The 17,047-nt window shown below is 34.8% G+C and carries 22 protein-coding genes and 1 pseudogene; 9 read left to right on the forward strand and 14 right to left on the reverse strand.

What is annotated here, in order from left to right:
* Positions 1–2: 2 nt before the first annotated feature.
* Together hutH and hutP are read right to left on the reverse strand one after the other, a co-directional pair.
* Complete coding sequence (hutH, locus tag MKX31_RS15845) at positions 3–1,520, reverse strand: histidine ammonia-lyase (RefSeq protein WP_149173518.1); 1,518 nt, start codon at positions 1,518–1,520, stop codon at positions 3–5.
* A gap of 103 nt (positions 1,521–1,623) precedes the next feature.
* Complete coding sequence (hutP, locus tag MKX31_RS15850) at positions 1,624–2,064, reverse strand: hut operon transcriptional regulator HutP (protein ID WP_000926520.1); 441 nt, start codon at positions 2,062–2,064, stop codon at positions 1,624–1,626.
* A gap of 194 nt (positions 2,065–2,258) precedes the next feature.
* On the opposite strand from hutP, the gene MKX31_RS15855 reads away from it, so the two are divergent.
* Positions 2,259–3,206, forward strand: coding sequence for a class I SAM-dependent methyltransferase (locus MKX31_RS15855; protein WP_340981200.1), 948 nt, complete (start codon positions 2,259–2,261; stop codon positions 3,204–3,206).
* A gap of 13 nt (positions 3,207–3,219) precedes the next feature.
* Here MKX31_RS15855 and MKX31_RS15860 read toward each other — a convergent pair whose 3' ends face one another.
* Positions 3,220–3,792 carry a DJ-1/PfpI family protein gene (locus tag MKX31_RS15860; RefSeq protein ID WP_064477010.1) on the reverse strand — a complete coding sequence of 191 codons (573 nt, stop codon included), beginning with the start codon at positions 3,790–3,792 and terminating at the stop codon, positions 3,220–3,222.
* Positions 3,789–4,376: an AAA family ATPase gene (locus MKX31_RS15865; protein ID WP_064477011.1), complete on the reverse strand. Its 588-nt coding sequence runs from the start codon at positions 4,374–4,376 to the stop codon at positions 3,789–3,791. Before MKX31_RS15865 ends, MKX31_RS15860 begins: the two co-directional genes overlap by 4 nt.
* Before the next feature lie 244 nt (positions 4,377–4,620).
* Here MKX31_RS15865 and MKX31_RS15870 point away from each other — a divergent pair, with 244 nt between their 5' ends.
* Both MKX31_RS15870 and MKX31_RS15875 read left to right on the forward strand, forming a co-directional pair.
* Positions 4,621–4,917, forward strand: a complete 297-nt coding sequence (locus MKX31_RS15870) for a hypothetical protein (RefSeq protein ID WP_000262403.1) — start codon at positions 4,621–4,623, stop codon at positions 4,915–4,917.
* A 103-nt stretch (positions 4,918–5,020) separates the two neighbouring features.
* Positions 5,021–5,452, forward strand: a complete 432-nt coding sequence (locus tag MKX31_RS15875) for a DUF2621 domain-containing protein (protein ID WP_000889390.1) — start codon at positions 5,021–5,023, stop codon at positions 5,450–5,452.
* Positions 5,453–5,523: 71 nt separating this feature from the next.
* Here the strand turns inward: MKX31_RS15875 and MKX31_RS15880 are convergent, their stop codons facing one another.
* The 3 genes from MKX31_RS15880 to MKX31_RS15890 all read right to left on the reverse strand — a co-directional run bounded on the left by MKX31_RS15880 (position 5,524) and on the right by MKX31_RS15890 (position 6,988).
* Complete coding sequence (locus MKX31_RS15880; protein ID WP_001028637.1) at positions 5,524–6,030, reverse strand: CcdC family protein; 507 nt, start codon at positions 6,028–6,030, stop codon at positions 5,524–5,526.
* A gap of 90 nt (positions 6,031–6,120) precedes the next feature.
* Positions 6,121–6,828, reverse strand: a complete 708-nt coding sequence (gene ccdA / locus MKX31_RS15885) for a cytochrome c-type biogenesis protein CcdA (protein ID WP_001152684.1) — start codon at positions 6,826–6,828, stop codon at positions 6,121–6,123.
* Between the two features lie 16 nt (positions 6,829–6,844).
* On the reverse strand, positions 6,845–6,988 hold the full coding sequence (locus MKX31_RS15890) for a peptidase T (protein ID WP_087944407.1): 144 nt from the start codon (positions 6,986–6,988) through the stop codon (positions 6,845–6,847).
* A gap of 325 nt (positions 6,989–7,313) precedes the next feature.
* Between MKX31_RS15890 and MKX31_RS15895 the strand changes: the two genes are divergently transcribed.
* Together MKX31_RS15895 and MKX31_RS15900 are read left to right on the forward strand one after the other, a co-directional pair.
* Entirely contained in the window at positions 7,314–8,222 is a 909-nt protein-coding gene (locus MKX31_RS15895) for an EamA family transporter (RefSeq protein WP_000947017.1), read from the forward strand.
* A 118-nt stretch (positions 8,223–8,340) separates the two neighbouring features.
* Positions 8,341–9,458 (forward strand): annotated as a pseudogene (locus MKX31_RS15900) (M20 peptidase aminoacylase family protein).
* 37 nt (positions 9,459–9,495) lie between these two features.
* Here the strand turns inward: MKX31_RS15900 and MKX31_RS15905 are convergent.
* The 3 genes from MKX31_RS15905 to MKX31_RS15915 form a co-directional block, all read right to left on the reverse strand.
* Positions 9,496–10,440, reverse strand: a complete 945-nt coding sequence (locus MKX31_RS15905; RefSeq protein WP_000482782.1) for an ABC transporter permease — start codon at positions 10,438–10,440, stop codon at positions 9,496–9,498.
* The gene (locus MKX31_RS15910) at positions 10,433–11,344 is read right to left on the reverse strand and encodes an ABC transporter ATP-binding protein (protein WP_142315368.1); all 912 of its coding nucleotides are present in this window, start codon (positions 11,342–11,344) and stop codon (positions 10,433–10,435) included. The genes MKX31_RS15905 and MKX31_RS15910 overlap by 8 nt, the downstream gene beginning before the upstream one ends.
* A gap of 108 nt (positions 11,345–11,452) precedes the next feature.
* On the reverse strand, positions 11,453–12,001 hold the full coding sequence (locus tag MKX31_RS15915) for a hypothetical protein (protein WP_064477015.1): 549 nt from the start codon (positions 11,999–12,001) through the stop codon (positions 11,453–11,455).
* Between the two features lie 173 nt (positions 12,002–12,174).
* Between MKX31_RS15915 and MKX31_RS15920 the strand changes: the two genes are divergently transcribed.
* Entirely contained in the window at positions 12,175–12,774 is a 600-nt protein-coding gene (locus MKX31_RS15920) for a hypothetical protein (protein ID WP_064477016.1), read from the forward strand.
* Between the two features lie 63 nt (positions 12,775–12,837).
* On the opposite strand, the gene alsR is transcribed toward MKX31_RS15920, so the two are convergent.
* Entirely contained in the window at positions 12,838–13,743 is a 906-nt protein-coding gene (gene alsR, locus MKX31_RS15925) for an acetoin biosynthesis transcriptional regulator AlsR (protein WP_098103267.1), read from the reverse strand.
* A gap of 152 nt (positions 13,744–13,895) precedes the next feature.
* Here alsR and MKX31_RS15930 point away from each other — a divergent pair, with 152 nt between their 5' ends.
* Together MKX31_RS15930 and MKX31_RS15935 are read left to right on the forward strand one after the other, a co-directional pair.
* Positions 13,896–14,261 carry a CidA/LrgA family holin-like protein gene (locus MKX31_RS15930; RefSeq protein ID WP_000872362.1) on the forward strand — a complete coding sequence of 122 codons (366 nt, stop codon included), beginning with the start codon at positions 13,896–13,898 and terminating at the stop codon, positions 14,259–14,261.
* The gene (locus MKX31_RS15935) at positions 14,258–14,935 is read left to right on the forward strand and encodes an LrgB family protein (protein ID WP_048565873.1); all 678 of its coding nucleotides are present in this window, start codon (positions 14,258–14,260) and stop codon (positions 14,933–14,935) included. The genes MKX31_RS15930 and MKX31_RS15935 overlap by 4 nt, the downstream gene beginning before the upstream one ends.
* Before the next feature lie 11 nt (positions 14,936–14,946).
* Here the strand turns inward: MKX31_RS15935 and MKX31_RS15940 are convergent, their stop codons facing one another.
* A complete protein-coding gene (locus MKX31_RS15940; RefSeq protein WP_088047016.1) occupies positions 14,947–15,360 on the reverse strand; it encodes an NUDIX hydrolase in 414 nt (137 codons plus the stop codon).
* Positions 15,361–15,501: 141 nt separating this feature from the next.
* On the opposite strand from MKX31_RS15940, the gene MKX31_RS15945 reads away from it, so the two are divergent.
* A complete protein-coding gene (locus MKX31_RS15945; protein ID WP_000624205.1) occupies positions 15,502–15,702 on the forward strand; it encodes a DUF3903 domain-containing protein in 201 nt (66 codons plus the stop codon).
* A gap of 315 nt (positions 15,703–16,017) precedes the next feature.
* On the opposite strand, the gene MKX31_RS15950 is transcribed toward MKX31_RS15945, so the two are convergent.
* Both MKX31_RS15950 and MKX31_RS15955 read right to left on the reverse strand, forming a co-directional pair.
* Positions 16,018–16,773, reverse strand: a complete 756-nt coding sequence (locus MKX31_RS15950; protein ID WP_088047015.1) for a sulfite exporter TauE/SafE family protein — start codon at positions 16,771–16,773, stop codon at positions 16,018–16,020.
* A gap of 99 nt (positions 16,774–16,872) precedes the next feature.
* A complete protein-coding gene (locus MKX31_RS15955; RefSeq protein ID WP_000644411.1) occupies positions 16,873–17,019 on the reverse strand; it encodes a BC1881 family protein in 147 nt (48 codons plus the stop codon).
* Between the last annotated feature and the right edge of the window lie 28 nt (positions 17,020–17,047).

The raw sequence follows: 17,047 nt of genomic DNA on the forward strand, positions 1-17,047 counted from the left end.
TTTTATAGTGTTGCGTTTACATCTAATCTTTCTTTTATCGAATAATTCGTTTTTAACCAGTGCGTAATATTTTCAATATCCGTTGAGAATATGCGATCATTTGTAATAGAAGGTACTTGTTGACGACCTTGATGGTAGAAGCTCTTCGTCACTGTACTCATGTTTTCAATACCGCGATATTCTGCTGCTTGCATCGCGCAAATCATCTCAATTGAAAGAACACGTCTTACATTTTGAATAATTTGATGTGCATGGCGTGAAGCGATTGTTCCCATACTTACGTGATCCTCTTGGTTAGCTGACGACGGGATTGAATCAACACTCGCTGGATGTGCTAACGTTTTATTTTCAGAAACAAGTGACGCTGCAGCGTATTGCATAATCATTGCACCAGACTGAAGTCCTGGTTCTGGACTTAAAAATGGAGGTAAATCATTTAATTGCGGATTTACTAAACGCTCAATACGACGCTCTGAAATATTTGCAAGTTCCGCCATTCCTACCTTTAAGAAGTCCATCGCAAACGCAATCGGTTGACCATGGAAATTCCCACCCGAAATTACTTTTTCCCCACCATCAAAGATTAGTGGATTGTCCGTTGCTGCATTCATTTCAATTTCTAATTTTTCTTTCACATAATTTAAAACTTGCCAAGAAGCACCGTGTACTTGCGGGATACAACGAAGTGAATATGCATCCTGTACACGTAGTTCTCCTTGTTTTGTTGTTAATTTACTATCATGAAGGATGTCACGAATTCTGCTCGCTACTTCCACTTGCTCTTTATAACCACGTGCTTTATGAACATTTTCATCAAATGCATCAATAATGCCTTGTAATCCTTCAATTGTCATCGAAGCAATGAATTCAGCTTGATACGCCATTGCTTCTGCTTCTATATAAGAAAGAACTCCTTGCGCTGTCATCGCCTGCGTACCATTGATTAATGCCAGCCCTTCTTTCGCTTCAAGTTCAATCGGTTCAAGACCTTCTTCTGTAAGAGCAACCATCGCATGAACTCGTTTCCCCTTATAGAACACTTCACCTTCGCCTAATAATACAAGCGCAAGATGAGATAAAGGTGCTAAATCGCCACTCGCACCAAGTGACCCTTGTTGCGGAACGACTGGATGAATTTTACGATTTACAAACTCAAGAAGCATATTTACAACAAGCGGTCTAACACCAGATACTCCTTTAAGCATCGTGTTCGCTCTTAAAATTAACATACCGCGTGATACTTCTTCAGGGAATGGATCACCTATACCGCATGCATGTGACTGAATTAAATTGTGTTGAAGTGCCTTTACATCATCTTTTTGAATAAGCACATCACTGAACTTTCCAAATCCAGTTGTAATACCGTAAACGACTTTTCCGTCCTCTACAATTTTCTCAACAACTTCGCGGCACTCCGCCACCTTTTGCATACTATTTGGACAAGCTGTTACACCTTCCCCTTCAAGTAACAACCTCTTCATTTCTTCAATTGTCAATGTGTGTCCTGTTAACGTAATCATTCTTTTTCCTCCTTAAAAAGGCAAAAGGGGACCTTATCTTTTTAAGACAGACTTCTGTCCTAAAAAAGTAAGGCCCCCTTCTAACTAATAGACTATGGGCAAATCATATGTGATTAATTCCTAAACCAATCGCCTCATGCTCAGATCCTTTTACAGGTGCACCAATCGTTCCATATAATGCAACAGCAACCCATTCGCCTTCTTTTTTTCCGTCGTATGGTCTACCGCGCACAATCGCAAAGCGAAGTCCTACTGTACGAAGAACGTCTGCTAACTGAATTTGACCTCTCGTCACTCCGTACAAAGCTTCCATAATTGCATGATAAAGTGCATGTGTTTCTCTGTAAACATCTGTTTCAATAACTTGGGTGCTCTTAGCCGCTGTTTCCATTGCTGCTACAACTTTTTGCGAATTCATCGAACCCACTTTCCCCGTACAATACTTCCAACCTTTTGGAATAGATAATACAGGGCTTTCATTCTCATCCGCAAGTGCCAACAACATGGCCATACGACCAATTCGATGTGTTCCTTGAAGAAGCATGTGACTCTCTCATTTCTTTTAATTATTTGAATATTTCTTAATTTAAGAATATATGAAAACGGTTAAATCGTCAATAGTTTAAACTCACATTCGAACAATTTTTTCATCCCCTCCATTTGTGTACACAAATTATTTACACGAATTTTTCAGGCTTGCTATAGTCTCACTAACAGATGCAAAGGGGCGAGATTTCATTGGCAAAACGAAAAGATATTCATTTTCGAATTGAAGAAAAATTACTTGAAAGGTTTGAAGCTGCACTCCATTACGAAGTTTTAAGGAAAACCGACGTATTAACACACGCGATTCAGCAATTTTGCACGAAGGTGGAATGCGAAAAAATGAATGATGTAAAACGCCAATATAACGTAAGCAACCATTTACAGACACGTATCGATACGCATAAACATTACGAAGAAAAACAAGTAAATTTAGATGAACTCGTCATGGAACATTTACAACTTCAAGGAGAAGAAAAAATATTAGAGGTTGGGTGTGCTAATGGAAATTTTCTTTCCCTTTTACAAACTAACGGTCATAAAGGCCAACTAACCGGTTTTGATCAATCGAAAACGATGCTTTCTGAAGCCGCAATAAAGAATAGCATAATTGAATGGAGACTAGGTGATGCTGGTAAACTTCCTTTTGAAGCTAATCGCTATGACTGGGTCATCGCAAGACATATGTTATATCACATGAAAGATGTCGAAAAAACAGTTCAAGGATTCCATAAAGTAATTCGTCCCGGAGGCTCACTTTTAGCTACAACAAATTCTGACGTTACATTACCTCGTATAGTTGAAATGTGTAACCGCATGTTAGACGCATTTGATTTACCGAAAACAACATCTTCAGTCACTCCATTTTGTTTAGAAAATGGTAAAGAAATATTACAATCTGTTTTTCCAACTGTTGAAGAAGCAGTTATTCATAATGCTCTCGTTTTTCATCATGCTACTCCGATTGTAAACTATATTTCTAGCATGTTTCCATCGCTAAATATACCTGATAATACATATCTTCACGCCGAAATGAAGGAATGGCTAAAAAAAGAAGTAGAAAATGAATTGTCACTTCATAACGGTATATGGCGCGACCCGAAAACGTTAGCCATTTATCGATGTCAAAAAGAAAAAAGCTAGCAAATGCTAGCTTTTACACATTCTCATGTAAAAGTTTCTCCATCATCATATTGCCCTTACCACCGTAAAAATTTATATTATGTTCGTTCGCTACTCCAAAATAAGAGGCAACTGCTATTCCGAATGGTACAAATGCATGCCCCTGTGCTGTAATAATATTTGAGTGTCGCACAACTTCTTCATACACAAAATTTTCTACTGGAAAACAATCTAACTTTTGATAATCTATAGTCGCTGTATAAGAAATCCCTTTAAATAAACCTGCTCTTGCTAACGCATACGGTCCAGCACAAATCGCAGCTACTAATTTTTCTTTTTCAGAAAATTGGCGAATGACTGAAAAGAGAATATCTGCGTCTTTCATATGTACTGCGTCTCCCCCTGGAATGATAATCCCCTCATATTCATCTACACCCACTTCACTTAATTCTATATGCGGTTGTACTTGCAAGCCTGTTTCACTTATAATCAACTCTTTTGTTAAGCCCGCAGTAATGATTTCATATTTCTTTTTCAGCAATGCTGTTGCTACTGTTATTTCAAACTCCGCAAATGTTGGGTATACGAATAATAATATTTTTTTCATAGTCCTTTCTCCTTTAACCAGCCCATAAAATATGCTTCTAACTCATCCACTGTTAATGTATTCGTGTCCACATAAGTTACAGGAAATTGTTTATACCATTCTTTTTCAGTTTCTACTAATTTAAATTGTTCTTCGAATGTACTTCGATTTCTTGCCCCGTCATTATTTTTTCTATCATATAAATTTTCTTTCGAAACATCTAAATAAAAAATTGCATCCGAACAGCATTCTCTTAATTTATACAATTCATCTTTTAATTCTGTTTCTATATCCCACTCTTTCCCTATCACTTTCGGATAAAAGAGTGTATAAAATTCAATATCTTCTGGTCCGCGATCAAAAATCACGACTGAATCTTTCACATTTTGAAACTCCTTTATTTTTGCTTCCATAAACATTTTTTGATTTATTATAAATCCTTCTTTTGAATTCATATCCAAATTTAATTGTTTTCGCTTTTCTACAATTGGATATGGATTTTCATATATAACTGAAAGCCCACATCTCTCTAACCTTTTAGCCAATGTTGTTTTTCCGCCTGCCATCGGTCCTTGGAGTGAAATTACATATGCCATTCCTCTCATTCCCTTGCATTTTATTATATCTATAATATACAGAATTTTAAAAACTACCAACGGAATATATATCATCTTGTTTCTTATTCTTATCTAACTTATAATAAAAATAGAGATTATGACGGACGCATCAATAATGTAAGCTTGGAAATCCAAGCTTACATTATTTTTTGCTTTCCCTTTTCTAATAAAAAGAGTATACTAGTTTAGAACGTATGTTCTTAATGATTACATACAGTAAGGAGATAGAACAATGGTATACGATACAAAAGCAATTTCTTGGAATGAGTCTTTAAAACAACTTCAACGCCGCTATACAAACAAACAAGTTGATCGAAAAGAATTTGAAGATATTGAACTGATGGAATTCTTCCGCGATAACGACTACATTTCTTTACCTACACATATAAGCGGCCTATCAACAGCACGTTTTACTTCTTACTCTATTTTCACAACTGAAGATAAAGATCGTAAAGTTGGCACATTAATCATTGAATATGTAGAAGATGATAATAATAATTTATGTGTTGAACAACTATACTTTGTTTAAATGATAACGCTTGGTCAAAATGACCAAGCGTTCTTGCTTTCTATGAATATCACTGTTTATAATATGAATAAAAGAAAACCGCAATCATTAAGGGGGGATAAGCTTGCTCGAAGGATGGTTCAGTTGGTTCATAGTGCTATGGACTGTTATTTTATTAGGACTTATGTCTATCGGTGGATACTTTATGTTCAGAAAATTCCTAAAACGATTACCTAAAGAAGATGGTATGTCCATTTTAGATTGGGAAGAGCACTATATTAATAAAACTAGACATTTATGGGATGAAGAACAAAAACAATTGTTAGAAGAGCTCGTAAGTCCTGTTCCAGAACTATTTCGCGATGTTGCTAAATCAAAAATTGCTGGCAAAATCGGAGAACTGGCATTACAAGAGAAAGCCTCTCAAATTACACAAGATTTAATTATTAAAGGATATATTATTGCTACACCGAAACGTGATCATAAATTTTTAGTAAAAAAACTACAAGAAAAAGAGATTGATTATTCTAACTATAAATCTTTACTCGCAAAGTAACTTCACATTATTTTCAATAAAAAGGACAGCGCCTTTGACGCTGTCCTTTTTATTTTATACATATAACGTTTTCAAGTTAGCTTCATATCTTTTTCATTATAAAAACCATCTTCTTTTTCCATTTCCTTCTGTAATTTCGTAAAGGAACGGTACATAGCAATTCTCCATGACACAATCATCGCGAACGCCAGTAAGAAGAACATGCCACTAAGTTGTCCTAAATCAAGAGACTGACTTAAGTATGTTTTAAATACAATTCGCACGACAAGTAATCCAATTAATATAAAAACAAATGCTTTTGAACGCTTCAAATAAATCTCTTGTCCTCTAATTTCAAATTTAGATGTTTTAATAAGAAAAATAGAGAAAAACAAACCGACGCCAATTGCTTCTAACATTTCTGCTGGAGTTAATCGAAATTCAGGAAAAACAAACATCAACGCTCCCGTGCTCATAAAAAATGGTGGAAGTATAATTTTTTTCAATGTTGCCGGTTTCTTAGCTGCTTTTAAACGAATAAACATCGCACCAACAGCCATACAAACAGCAACGATACTGGATAAAACAACTATGTTCATATTTTCTCATCCTTTTTTGTGGCTATATGCAAAATATACTTTCATTATATGCTTTTCCGTTAGTATTTCCAACATTTTCACAGAATAATACTAAAAACCGGTAAAACCACCAAATAAACTTGAGAAATATACGATAATTTTCGTCATCCAGTTAAAATATAGGAAGATACCCATGACAATCATAACGTATCCCCCGATTTTCATGAATTTCATACTATTTCTTTTAATCCAAGACATTTTCGTAATAAAGAATGATAGCACGAAAAATGGGATAGCAAACCCAAGTATGTATGCTATCATATAAATCATTGCTGATTCTGGATTTGTTGCTGCTAATCCAATGACAGACACTAAAATAGGTCCAGTACAAGGCGTCCACCCTGCAGCAAAGGCCAATCCAATTAGAACGGATCCAAAATAGCCACTCGGACGATTTTTAAACGTAAATTTACGGTCTTGCATTAAAAACTTCGGCTTAAACACACCGACAATAATAAGACCGAACACGATGATAAATATACCACCTAACTGTCTAATTAAATCTTTATAATTTGTAAAGATGCCTCCAATAAAACTTGTACCAAACCCAATTGCAATAAATATAATTGAAAATCCAAGTAAGAAAAACGCTGTATGTATCATACTTCTTTTACGAAGCATTGCATTTTCTTCTTTCAACTCAGAAACCGACATACCTGTTATGTACGATAAAAATGCCGGATAAAGCGGTAAGCAACATGGGGAAATAAATGATAAAAATCCAGCGCCAAACGCTAAAAAAATACTAATATCTTGCATGATTCCACTCCTCTCCTTACATATTGTAGCAAAAACACATAAAAATACTATGAACAATTCGTGAACTCACTTTAACAACGTGATAATAAGAAAAACTCCCCTTACAAACAGTTTCTAATAAAACGTTTTCATTTCCTTCTATTATATAGAACAATCTCAATTGGACTACGAAACTTCTCTAATTGTTATTAACATAACAAAGGTAACATAGTTTCTCAAATGATTAGCACACTATAATGGACTACCCTTCTATCTCCCTAAAAAATATTTTTTTCAAATGCTGTCTTTATACAATACGAAGCTGATTTTACAATACTTTTATTATTACTAATTTCAAGATTATGCATAAATATCATACTTTTATTATTATTCTATAAAATGTCATACTTTTCTTTTATTTGACCCTTCATTTTTAATTTTGTATACTTCCCTCTAGTTATATATGTCCGTTAGGAACAATTTCATATAGATGGGAGGAATTTTTCATGCTTCGTTATTCTCTTTTAGTTTTATTAGGAGCGTGTAGTTATGGGATTTTAGCTATTTTCGTTAAACTTGCCTATGCAGACGGATTTTCACTTGGAGAGGTAATTGGCAGCCAATATTTGTTCGGTTGGATTATTTTGCTTGCTATTACTCTTCTATTTTCTAGACATCGTGTTCCATTAAAACAAGCGTTAATTTTATTCGTTGCAGGTACATCTGCAAGTTTTACTGGAATTTTTTATTATGCTTCATTAAAAACTGTACCAGCATCTATTGCAATTATACTTTTATTCCAATTCGTTTGGGTCGGAATTATTATTGAAGCAGTCGTAACAAAAACATTACCTTCAAGAGAAAAGGTTATTTCCGTTATTTTCTTACTTGCAGGTACATTTTTATCAAGTGGTTTACTAGAGAAATCAGCAGGTGATTTCGATATGACTGGAATCATACTAGGTTTATTATCTGCTGTTACATTCGCAACATACATTTTCGTGAGCGGAAAAGTTGCTGTTGAAGTACCTTCATTACCGCGCGGTGTTCTCTTAATGACTGGCGCTTTAACTTTAGTAATGATCGTATTCCCGCCAACATTTATTTTTAGCGGTGCAATTTCTGAAGGACTTTGGAAATACGGTTTAGGATTAGGAACATTTAGTATCGTTATTCCTTCTATCGCCTTTACAATCGGTATTCCAAAGATCGGTTCTGGCTTAGCGACTATTCTTGGTGCAGCAGAACTACCAGTTACAACAATTATGTCTGTATTCGTTTTAAAAGAAGCGGTGCTATCTTCACAATGGATCGGTGTATCACTTATTTTAATCGGTATTGCAATCCCGCAAATTGCCTATGCAATGCGTGGACGTTATCGTAAACATCATACACACAAAAAATTGGCAGCATAAAACGAGAGAGGATTTTCATTTGAGAATCCTCTCTTTTCTTATTGTATACTTAATGTAAATACTTTATTTAAGAAAGAAGGCATTATACGTGGCAGCAAATCTAGAGCAATTAACTGAGATGCTAATTTCTATTCGTCGAAATTTACATGAGCATCCAGAATTATCATACGAAGAATTTGAAACGACGAAGACTATAAAAAATTGGTTAGAAGAGAAAAACATTACGATTATAAATTCTAGTTTAGAAACAGGCGTTATTGCTGAAATTTCAGGGAATAATAGCGGACCAATTATAGCAATCCGTGCTGATATTGATGCCCTCTTCCTATTCAAGAAGAAACAAATTTACCGTACGCTTCAAAAATTCCCGGTAAAATGCATGCTTGTGGGCATGATTTTCATACAGCTGCTATTATAGGTGCCGCTTATTTATTAAAAGAAAAAGAATCTTCTCTTAGCGGAACTGTACGCTTTATATTCCAACCAGCTGAAGAAAGTAGCAATGGTGCTTGCAAAGTAATTGAAGCCGGGCATTTACATGGCGTGCAAGCTATTTTCGGTATGCATAATAAACCTGATTTACCAGTAGGTACAATCGGTATTAAAGATGGTCCACTGATGGCCGGGGTCGATCGATTTGAAATTGAAATTCACGGAGTTGGTACACATGCAGCTGTACCAGATGCTGGGGTAGACCCTATTGTCGCGTCCTCTCAAATCGTGATGGCACTCCAAACAATTGTAAGCCGAAATATAAGCTCTTCACATAATGCCGTCGTCAGTGTCACAAACATCCATTCAGGAAATACGTGGAACGTAATTCCTGAAAAAGCAACGCTGGAAGGAACTGTACGTACATTCCAAACTGAAACACGTGAAAAGATTCCAGCTCTCATGAAACGTATTATTCAAGGGGTTTCTGATGCATTAGGTGTAAAAACAGAATTTCGTTTTTATGCAGGTCCTCCTGCTGTTCAGAACGATACATCTTTAACAAACTTATCCTCTCAAGTTGCTGAAAAAATGAATTTAAATATTATCTCTCCTACCCCGTCGATGGCCGGAGAAGATTTTTCTTTTTATCAACAAGAAATACCTGGTTCATTCGTTTTTATGGGAACGAGTGGTACACATGAATGGCATCATCCAGCTTTTACAGTAGATGAGCAAGCATTACCTATAAGTGCAGAATACTTCGCTTTGTTAGCTGAAAAAGCACTTAAACAATTTGCATAAAAAAGAGCCGTTAAGAAATACTTAACGGCTCCTTTTTTTAAGTTAAATCGCGTTTTAAAAATACTGTATAGGAAATGCTTAAAAATACAAATAAATATAGTAATAACATACATGAAGCAAATGGGAATGTTACTCCATCAATAAAACTTCCATTCTTTGAAATACTGTATAAATCTGTGTTTGCTGGCAATAAATATTTCGCCCAATCATATCTAGTTGCTGCTAATAATGCAATATTTCCTGATAAAGCAAGAAATAGTGAAATACCAATCGCGCCTCCACTAGATCTTGTTAATACAGAAATCATAAATGCAAACGCTGCGTACACAATGGTCGGCAACCACGATAAAATATAATACTTACTAGCTTCCACAAAAATATTTTGTTTTATAATATTTCCATCTTGGAAAATAAGCTCGCTCCATGCAGGCTGTTGGAATTTATAAATAACAAGTCCACATAAAGTGGAGAAAATCATATTAAATATAAACAATAACGCTGCAAATATCACAATTGCTAAAAATTTAGCTGTCAAAATTTTAAATCGACTCGCTGGTCGTATCGTTAAAAATTTATATGTTCCCCAGCTATATTCATTCGCAAAAATTGTACTTGCATACACGAGGATAAATGGGAGCAATATTGGAAATACGATAAAACCTGTATCTCTCATGAAAGAAAGCGGAGAACTGCTTGCCGGTGCTGTATCTGTATCTAAATGCTTCATCTTAAGCTGATATTCCTTTACAAGCTCGTCCCCAGATCGTTCCGCTAAAATAGCTTCTTTTTTCATGCCTAGCTTTTTCTCAATTTCTACAGTTCGTTCTGTATAATCGGCTTTCCATCCTTTTGTTTCCGGTTCTAAATACTTTACCGTAACCCATCCTAATCCAATTATTAATACTGCAATAACTGCAAAGGGAATAATCGTTCGCTTTCGCTTAAATATTTTATACAGTTCGTTATACACTAAATTAAACAATATCTTTTCCCCCTGTTAATTCTAAAAATTGCTCTTCTAACGTTTTTCTTTCTTCATATACACGATACACTTGAATATTTTTCTCAAGCAATGTACGAATAACATTTGGGATTTCTTCATCTTTTACAGTAATAAGTAGTTCATTACCTTTTATTAAAACATCTTGGTCTAACATTTCTGCTGCTTTATTCGCATCATCTACACGTATACGGATTGTCTCCATCTCTTCGCTTTGATTATGCTGAATATTTTGCGTCGCCACATATTCTCCGTGCTGAATAATGATAACTCTGTCACACATTAATTCAACTTCTGAAAGTAAGTGACTAGATACAAGTACCGCTTTTCCTTGTTCATGTGCAATTTTCTTTATGTACATTCTCATTTCATGTATTCCACTAGGGTCTAATCCATTCGTTGGTTCATCTAATATCAATACATCTGGATCGTGAATAAGCGCTTGAGCAATTCCTAAACGTTGTCTCATGCCGAGTGAATATGCTTTTACTTTACGGTCAATTACTTGTCCCATTCCTAACAATTTCACTACTTCATCGATACGTTTTTCTGTCACATTGCCATTCATCCGTCCAAAATATGTTAAATTTTCATAGCCGCTCAAAAATGGATAAAATTCCGGTGCCTCAATTACTGCTCCAATTTTCGAAGCCGTACTTTCAAATTGCTGTTTTACAGATTGGCCGTCAATCCAAACTTCTCCCTCTGTCATACGAATCATGCCGACCATCATTCTCATTAAAGTCGTTTTTCCAGCACCATTTGGTCCGAGCAAACCAACTACTTCACCCTTTTTAACTTCGAAACTAATATTTTCTACAAGTGTCTTTGAACCGATTCGCTTCGTTAACCGCTCAACCTTTACAATTGATTGTTCATTTGTCATACTATACAACCTTTCCTTCCCATTCTTTGTCAGGTCTTTACACTGTAACATGATTATTTTTATGTGTAAAATAGGAAAAGGCATGATTTCTCATGCCTTTCCCTTGAATTAAAATGAATTTTCATCTTGTAAACTTTGAACAAATCGAAAACATTGCATCATCGATAATAGGACGATAACGATCATAATTATACTAACAACTACTATTGCATATATTGTAATCGGTGCGCTATTTATCCCTTGTATTCCTGCTATTTTCATAAAGATAATCGTAAATAATTTCAAAAATAACATCCCATTCACTAATCCAAAAACAAACGCTGCGCCATAAATGAATAATTGCTCCTGACATAATAAACATAGTACGTTCCTATTCTCTACTACATAAGATTTAATTTCCTCTTTCCTCACTTGCAGAAGAGAAAACATTATTTTATATGTAGTAAAAATACATATAAAAATGAATATAAGAAACAGCGTGTAAAAACACATTTGAAATAAAAGTGTAGTCCCTAATTCCCCAACAATTACTTCATTAAATTGGAGCGATATCATAAAAAATAAAATCATAGTACTCATAGCAACCCACATGAATTGCTTCATCCTTTTGGCAGCAAATGTTCTTATATTTTTTCTCACTAACTGACATAAAGACATATGTTCTTCCCCTACCTCACTTCATACCATACTCATTCTATACTACTAGTGTATAAAAATATGACATTTTAAACATCGCACTACAATCTGAATTTGTTCTAAGTCTTTAGTCCTAGAAAATAAAATGGTAAAAAAGAATATTCAGAATATAATTGTAAAAAAGAGAGGATTGCATGCGTATAAAATTACTATCAATCTTGTTTTTATTATTTTTCACAAGTTGTAGCCCACTGAATGATAATGAAGTAGCCTCTGTTAAACCATATAAGTTAACAAAAGAGCAATCTGAAATTCTACAAATGACTCCTATAGGAGCAGGAAATAGAATGTTTTATAATGTTGCACTCAAAAATAATAATGATGAGTTGCATGCTACAATTGAATATTATCAAAATGGTAAAAAAGTGAAAGAAATTACCAACATAGCTTCATCACATTTTTTAGAAAAGAAAATAAGACTTTCTTTCATAGCACCATATTTCCATTTCGATAAAGATGTACAAGAAAAAGGTCAATGGTATATTAATATTGACGGTGGTTCAACGCTTGTCCCTCAAGACGCTCTCCTAGGCATAAATAGTTCTGCAACTACTACAATCCAATCTACTAAAAACTTAAAATACAATCAAAAAACAATTTTAGCAGCGGTCATCCAAACAAGTAAAGAAACTGTAAGCGTCCCTACAATTGATGAAGATTCAGGTATTGATATACTCTTGAAAGAAAACGAACATGTTTATCTCTTTAGTATAGAGCTAAAAAAAGAACACTAAAGCGGAAATGCAATACTATTGCATTTCCGCTTTAGTGTTTAATGAGGTGTACTTTTGAATAACTTAATTAATCTCATCCTCAACTTCTATTCTTTTCTTCTCTCTTGCAATTTTTAAAAACTCTAAAAGCTCTGGATTGCTATTCATTTTTTTATAAGCTACTGACATTTCTGCAACAAAATTAGAATCACATAACTCTTTATATACGACTTCTGTTTTATACAATTTATTTGCCGATACAGGTATGACCGTAATTCCGATTCCTGCTGCTACAAGTCCCATAACTGTTTGATATTCCGTTGCTTCTTGTACAATGTGTGGACTAAACCCTACGTCGCGGCAAAGTGATAAAATTGTATCGTATAACGCTGGCCAGACCGGTCTCGTAATAAATACGAACGGTTCGTCTCTTAAATCTTCAATATGTATTTCATCCTTTTCAGCAAGTGGATGTGCCTTCGGTAAACATAGCGTACAAGAAAGCTTTTGAATTGGTTCTAACTCTAGTAATTGCGTTGGAATTGGCGGACGCAAAAAGCCAATATCAATACGGTTATCGTGAAGTGCATGCACCTGATCCGGTGTTGACAGTTCATGTAATGCAACAGACACTCTCGGAAATTTCTTTCTATACTCCCTTACGATAGATGGTAAAATATCATATATCGCCGCACCTACAAAACCAATTGAAAGTGAGCCCACTTCTCCCCTTTGGGCACTTTGTGCAACTTCTACTGCTTTATCAATTTGTTCGAACGCTTTTTTTACTTCTTTTAAAAACATTTCTCCAGCTTCTGTTAATTCAACTTTTCTCTTCGTTCTTGAAAATAACATAACTCCCATTTCTTTTTCTAATTGCTGAATTTGTTGACTTAGCGGTGGTTGTGTCATTTGTAAACGAGCAGCTGCTCGTCCAAAGTGTAACTCCTCTGCCACTACAACAAAATATTGCAAATGCCGTAATTCCATTTTGGACACCCTTTTCACTTTCAATTAATACATCTAATATATTAATAACATATAATTTATATATTAGACAAATTTTTCGAATGAACGTATAGTAGAAATTGTTAATTCTTTTTTACAATTTTTATGTAAAAAAAGAAAGAGGTGGGTACTGTATGAAATGGTGGAAATTAAGCGGACAAATTTTATTATTATTTTGTTTCGCTTGGACAGGTGAATGGATTGCAAAACAGGCACACCTCCCAGTTCCAGGAAGTATAATCGGTATTTTTTTATTGTTAATTTCATTAAAATTTAACCTAGTGAAAAAAGAGTGGATACAGGACGGAGCAGACTTTTTATTAAAAGAACTTATTTTATTTTTCATTCCTTCTGCAGTCGCTGTCATACGCTACAAAGATACACTATCACAATATGGAATCGATCTCATTTTAATTATTATGATTAGTACACTTTGTGTCACTCTCGCTACAGGACTCCTAACAGAATTGCTACTAAAGCGGAAAGGATCAACACAATGATCGGCTTTCTTTGTTTACTATTAACACTATTCACATATTGGATATCGAAGAAAATGTATCAACGCTGGAACTGGAGCTTACTTTCTCCTCTTCTCGTCTGCCCTATTATTTTAATTGCTTTATTACTCGGACTAGACACACCTTATGAAACATATGAAACAGGTGGTCAATGGTTAACAGAATTATTAAAGCCTGCAACAGTCGCTTTTGCATGGCCAATCTATAAATACTTTGATTTACTCAAGAAACACGGAATAGCTATCTTACTTAATGTCATTGTCGGCTCGTTTTTATCAGTTATTACTTCAGCCCTACTAGCAAATTATTTTCAAATTGATTCATCGCTAGAACATAGTTTAGCACCTCATATTGTAACGACACCAATTGCAATGGCCATTTCAGAAATGATCGGTGGTATGTCAGAATTAACGGCTGTATTTGTTGTTTTAACTGCGTTAACAGGAGCATTACTTGGACCTTCTCTCATACGTATATGCCGTATTAAAACAGCGCTCGCAAAAGGCATTATGTTAGGCACGAGCGCAAATGGAACCGGTACATCAAAAGCATTCGAAATCGGCCCTGTAGAAGGAACTATTGCAAGTTTATCTATGCTTTTAACAGCAGGAGCTAGTTTAGTTATCGTTCCACTTTTCTTATCATGGATACATTAAAAAGCAAGTGTTTAAACACTTGCTTTTTTTATTATATATTTATTTAAAATCTCATAATCCTCCGGGAAAGATAGCATTAATTCCTTCACTTCATCTATCCTTTTCCAAGCAATTTCATGTATTAACTCATCAGGATCTTGAATCTTCATACTACCGCCTATTTTTTTAACGACATAATAATGAACGTATACAGGAACTCCGTATGTAATACCTTCTTTTTCGTATATTTTATTTACAACTTCCACATTGTAACCTGTTTCTTCCCAAACTTCTCGAATACAACATTCTTCTAATGTCTCTCCCTTTTCAAGCCCTCCACTTGGAACAGACCACCTTTTTTCTTCTCCCTCTTTTCCTTGCAACACCATTAAAACTTCATTTCTTTCATTTACACATACTGCTGCACAACCTATCCATCTTTCCATATACATCCCTCCCCTACTACTATTCGTCTTCTTCTTTATTTTCCCCTTGAAAAAAGAGGAAAAAAGGAAAACGATGACGAAAACTTACATCAACTTCATAGACAATCCCTTCTTAGAAATTAAAAACGGAAGGATGAAAATATGATTTCTAAATATGTTGTGGAATGTGTCTTTTGTGAAGAAAATCGAAAACCACGCCAAGCTATCGTAACAGTTCCCGCCACTACTCAGCTACTAGCCATTGAAAAAGTGCGTGCGGAATGTAAACGTCGTTTCGGAAAAGCTTTATTATTGCAAACAGAAATTAAAGAAGAAATAGTTTTTGAACAAAAAGAAAGCTAACCATAAATTGGTCAGCTTTCTTATCCGATCATATTTTCACATGAAGATTAGGGGCATCCTCTTTAAGGATCGGGATTTCCCCATTATGTACGTTCCATAATGGTCATCGAACAATATATTTCTATGCAATTAATTATTGAATAGAATAGGGCAAAACTTGTTCGCATTTTTAGAAAAGGGATAGGGATATAATTCAAGTAGTACCTCGAATACTCGAACTTTACACTCATTATATTAAAGCAAATCCTTTTATATGGGAAATATGAATTACTTACATAATTCATTCGTAAAACATATTAGTTTGCTATATTATTTTTATTCCATCAATAACATACATCCAGCTACAACTGGTGTCATAATCATTGAAAACTTCAAAAGCATACGTGGTGCATAATTTGTAAACTTCGCTCCGATATACGCTCCTAACATCGTCCCAATTAATACTTGCAATAACAATATATAATCTAGATACCCTTCTGAACTATATCCTATCCCACCTCCAATCGCAATCGGCAATATAACAAGCATTGTTGTTCCTACAGATTGCTGGATTGTTAAACCTAGTAGAACCATTAATCCAAGTTGAATAAATGGTGCAGAACCAATCCCGAATGAACCAGCCATCATTCCAGTGACTAATCCAAGACATATACATTTCATTATATTTTCTTTCGAAAAATCTTTAATTTCTGCTAAAAGTAATTCTTCCCTATTTTGAAACTTAATTAATTTAATAAACATAAAAATTGCAGATAAAAATAACATCCCAGCTGTAAACCAATGAAGAAAATGCGGGGGGATAAGTGAACCAAGCTTTGAACCAATATAAGAACCAAGTGCTCCACATCCACCAACAATCCCGCCTGTAGTAAATACAACATTTCCTTCACGATAATGACTTATAACCCCAGATAACGTCGTAAAAGCCATAGCTGTTAAAGATGTCGCAAGCGCAACATGGATAGGAATATGAAATATTAAAGTAAGTATTGCGATAATAAAACCTGCTCCACCCGCTCCAACAAACCCCAATAAAATCCCCATTACTAACATCGTTGTAATAATTGCCACATACTCTCCCTCCAGTACCCCCATTATCTACTAAACACTCTCTTTCACACAAATAAAAAGCACCCTAAACGGATGCTTTTCTAAATGGATACTATGTACTTAATCTTGATTAATCAAAATAACCGCAGGGCCAGCGACTACTACTCCAGCTACTTCTATCTTTTCAAATTCTTTTACTGTAATAGATATAACGCCTTCTCTTTCCATCAATTCTTTACTCAGGACATCAGTCGGTATAGCTTTCACCGTCTTACCTCCTTTTCATTTATACAAT

The sequence above is a fragment of the Bacillus sp. FSL M8-0063 genome (genome assembly GCF_038005545.1).
GTDB classification, from domain to species: Bacteria; Bacillota; Bacilli; order Bacillales; family Bacillaceae_G; genus Bacillus_A; species Bacillus_A wiedmannii.

Coding starts and splice junctions, on each gene's coding strand:
- hutH (WP_149173518.1), bottom strand. CDS start 1,520: ATGATTACGTTAACAGGACACACATTGACAATTGAAGAAATGAAGAGG.
- hutP (WP_000926520.1), bottom strand. CDS start 2,064: ATGCTTCTTCAAGGAACACATCGAATTGGTCGTATGGCCATGTTGTTG.
- MKX31_RS15860 (WP_064477010.1), bottom strand. CDS start 3,792: ATGAAAAAAATATTATTATTCGTATACCCAACATTTGCGGAGTTTGAA.
- MKX31_RS15865 (WP_064477011.1), bottom strand. CDS start 4,376: ATGAGAGGAATGGCATATGTAATTTCACTCCAAGGACCGATGGCAGGC.
- MKX31_RS15870 (WP_000262403.1), top strand. CDS start 4,621: ATGGTATACGATACAAAAGCAATTTCTTGGAATGAGTCTTTAAAACAA.
- MKX31_RS15880 (WP_001028637.1), bottom strand. CDS start 6,030: ATGAACATAGTTGTTTTATCCAGTATCGTTGCTGTTTGTATGGCTGTT.
- ccdA (WP_001152684.1), bottom strand. CDS start 6,828: ATGCAAGATATTAGTATTTTTTTAGCGTTTGGCGCTGGATTTTTATCA.
- MKX31_RS15895 (WP_000947017.1), top strand. CDS start 7,314: ATGCTTCGTTATTCTCTTTTAGTTTTATTAGGAGCGTGTAGTTATGGG.
- MKX31_RS15910 (WP_142315368.1), bottom strand. CDS start 11,344: ATGACAAATGAACAATCAATTGTAAAGGTTGAGCGGTTAACGAAGCGA.
- MKX31_RS15915 (WP_064477015.1), bottom strand. CDS start 12,001: ATGTCTTTATGTCAGTTAGTGAGAAAAAATATAAGAACATTTGCTGCC.
- MKX31_RS15920 (WP_064477016.1), top strand. CDS start 12,175: ATGCGTATAAAATTACTATCAATCTTGTTTTTATTATTTTTCACAAGT.
- alsR (WP_098103267.1), bottom strand. CDS start 13,743: ATGGAATTACGGCATTTGCAATATTTTGTTGTAGTGGCAGAGGAGTTA.
- MKX31_RS15930 (WP_000872362.1), top strand. CDS start 13,896: ATGAAATGGTGGAAATTAAGCGGACAAATTTTATTATTATTTTGTTTC.
- MKX31_RS15935 (WP_048565873.1), top strand. CDS start 14,258: ATGATCGGCTTTCTTTGTTTACTATTAACACTATTCACATATTGGATA.
- MKX31_RS15940 (WP_088047016.1), bottom strand. CDS start 15,360: ATGGAAAGATGGATAGGTTGTGCAGCAGTATGTGTAAATGAAAGAAAT.
- MKX31_RS15945 (WP_000624205.1), top strand. CDS start 15,502: ATGATTTCTAAATATGTTGTGGAATGTGTCTTTTGTGAAGAAAATCGA.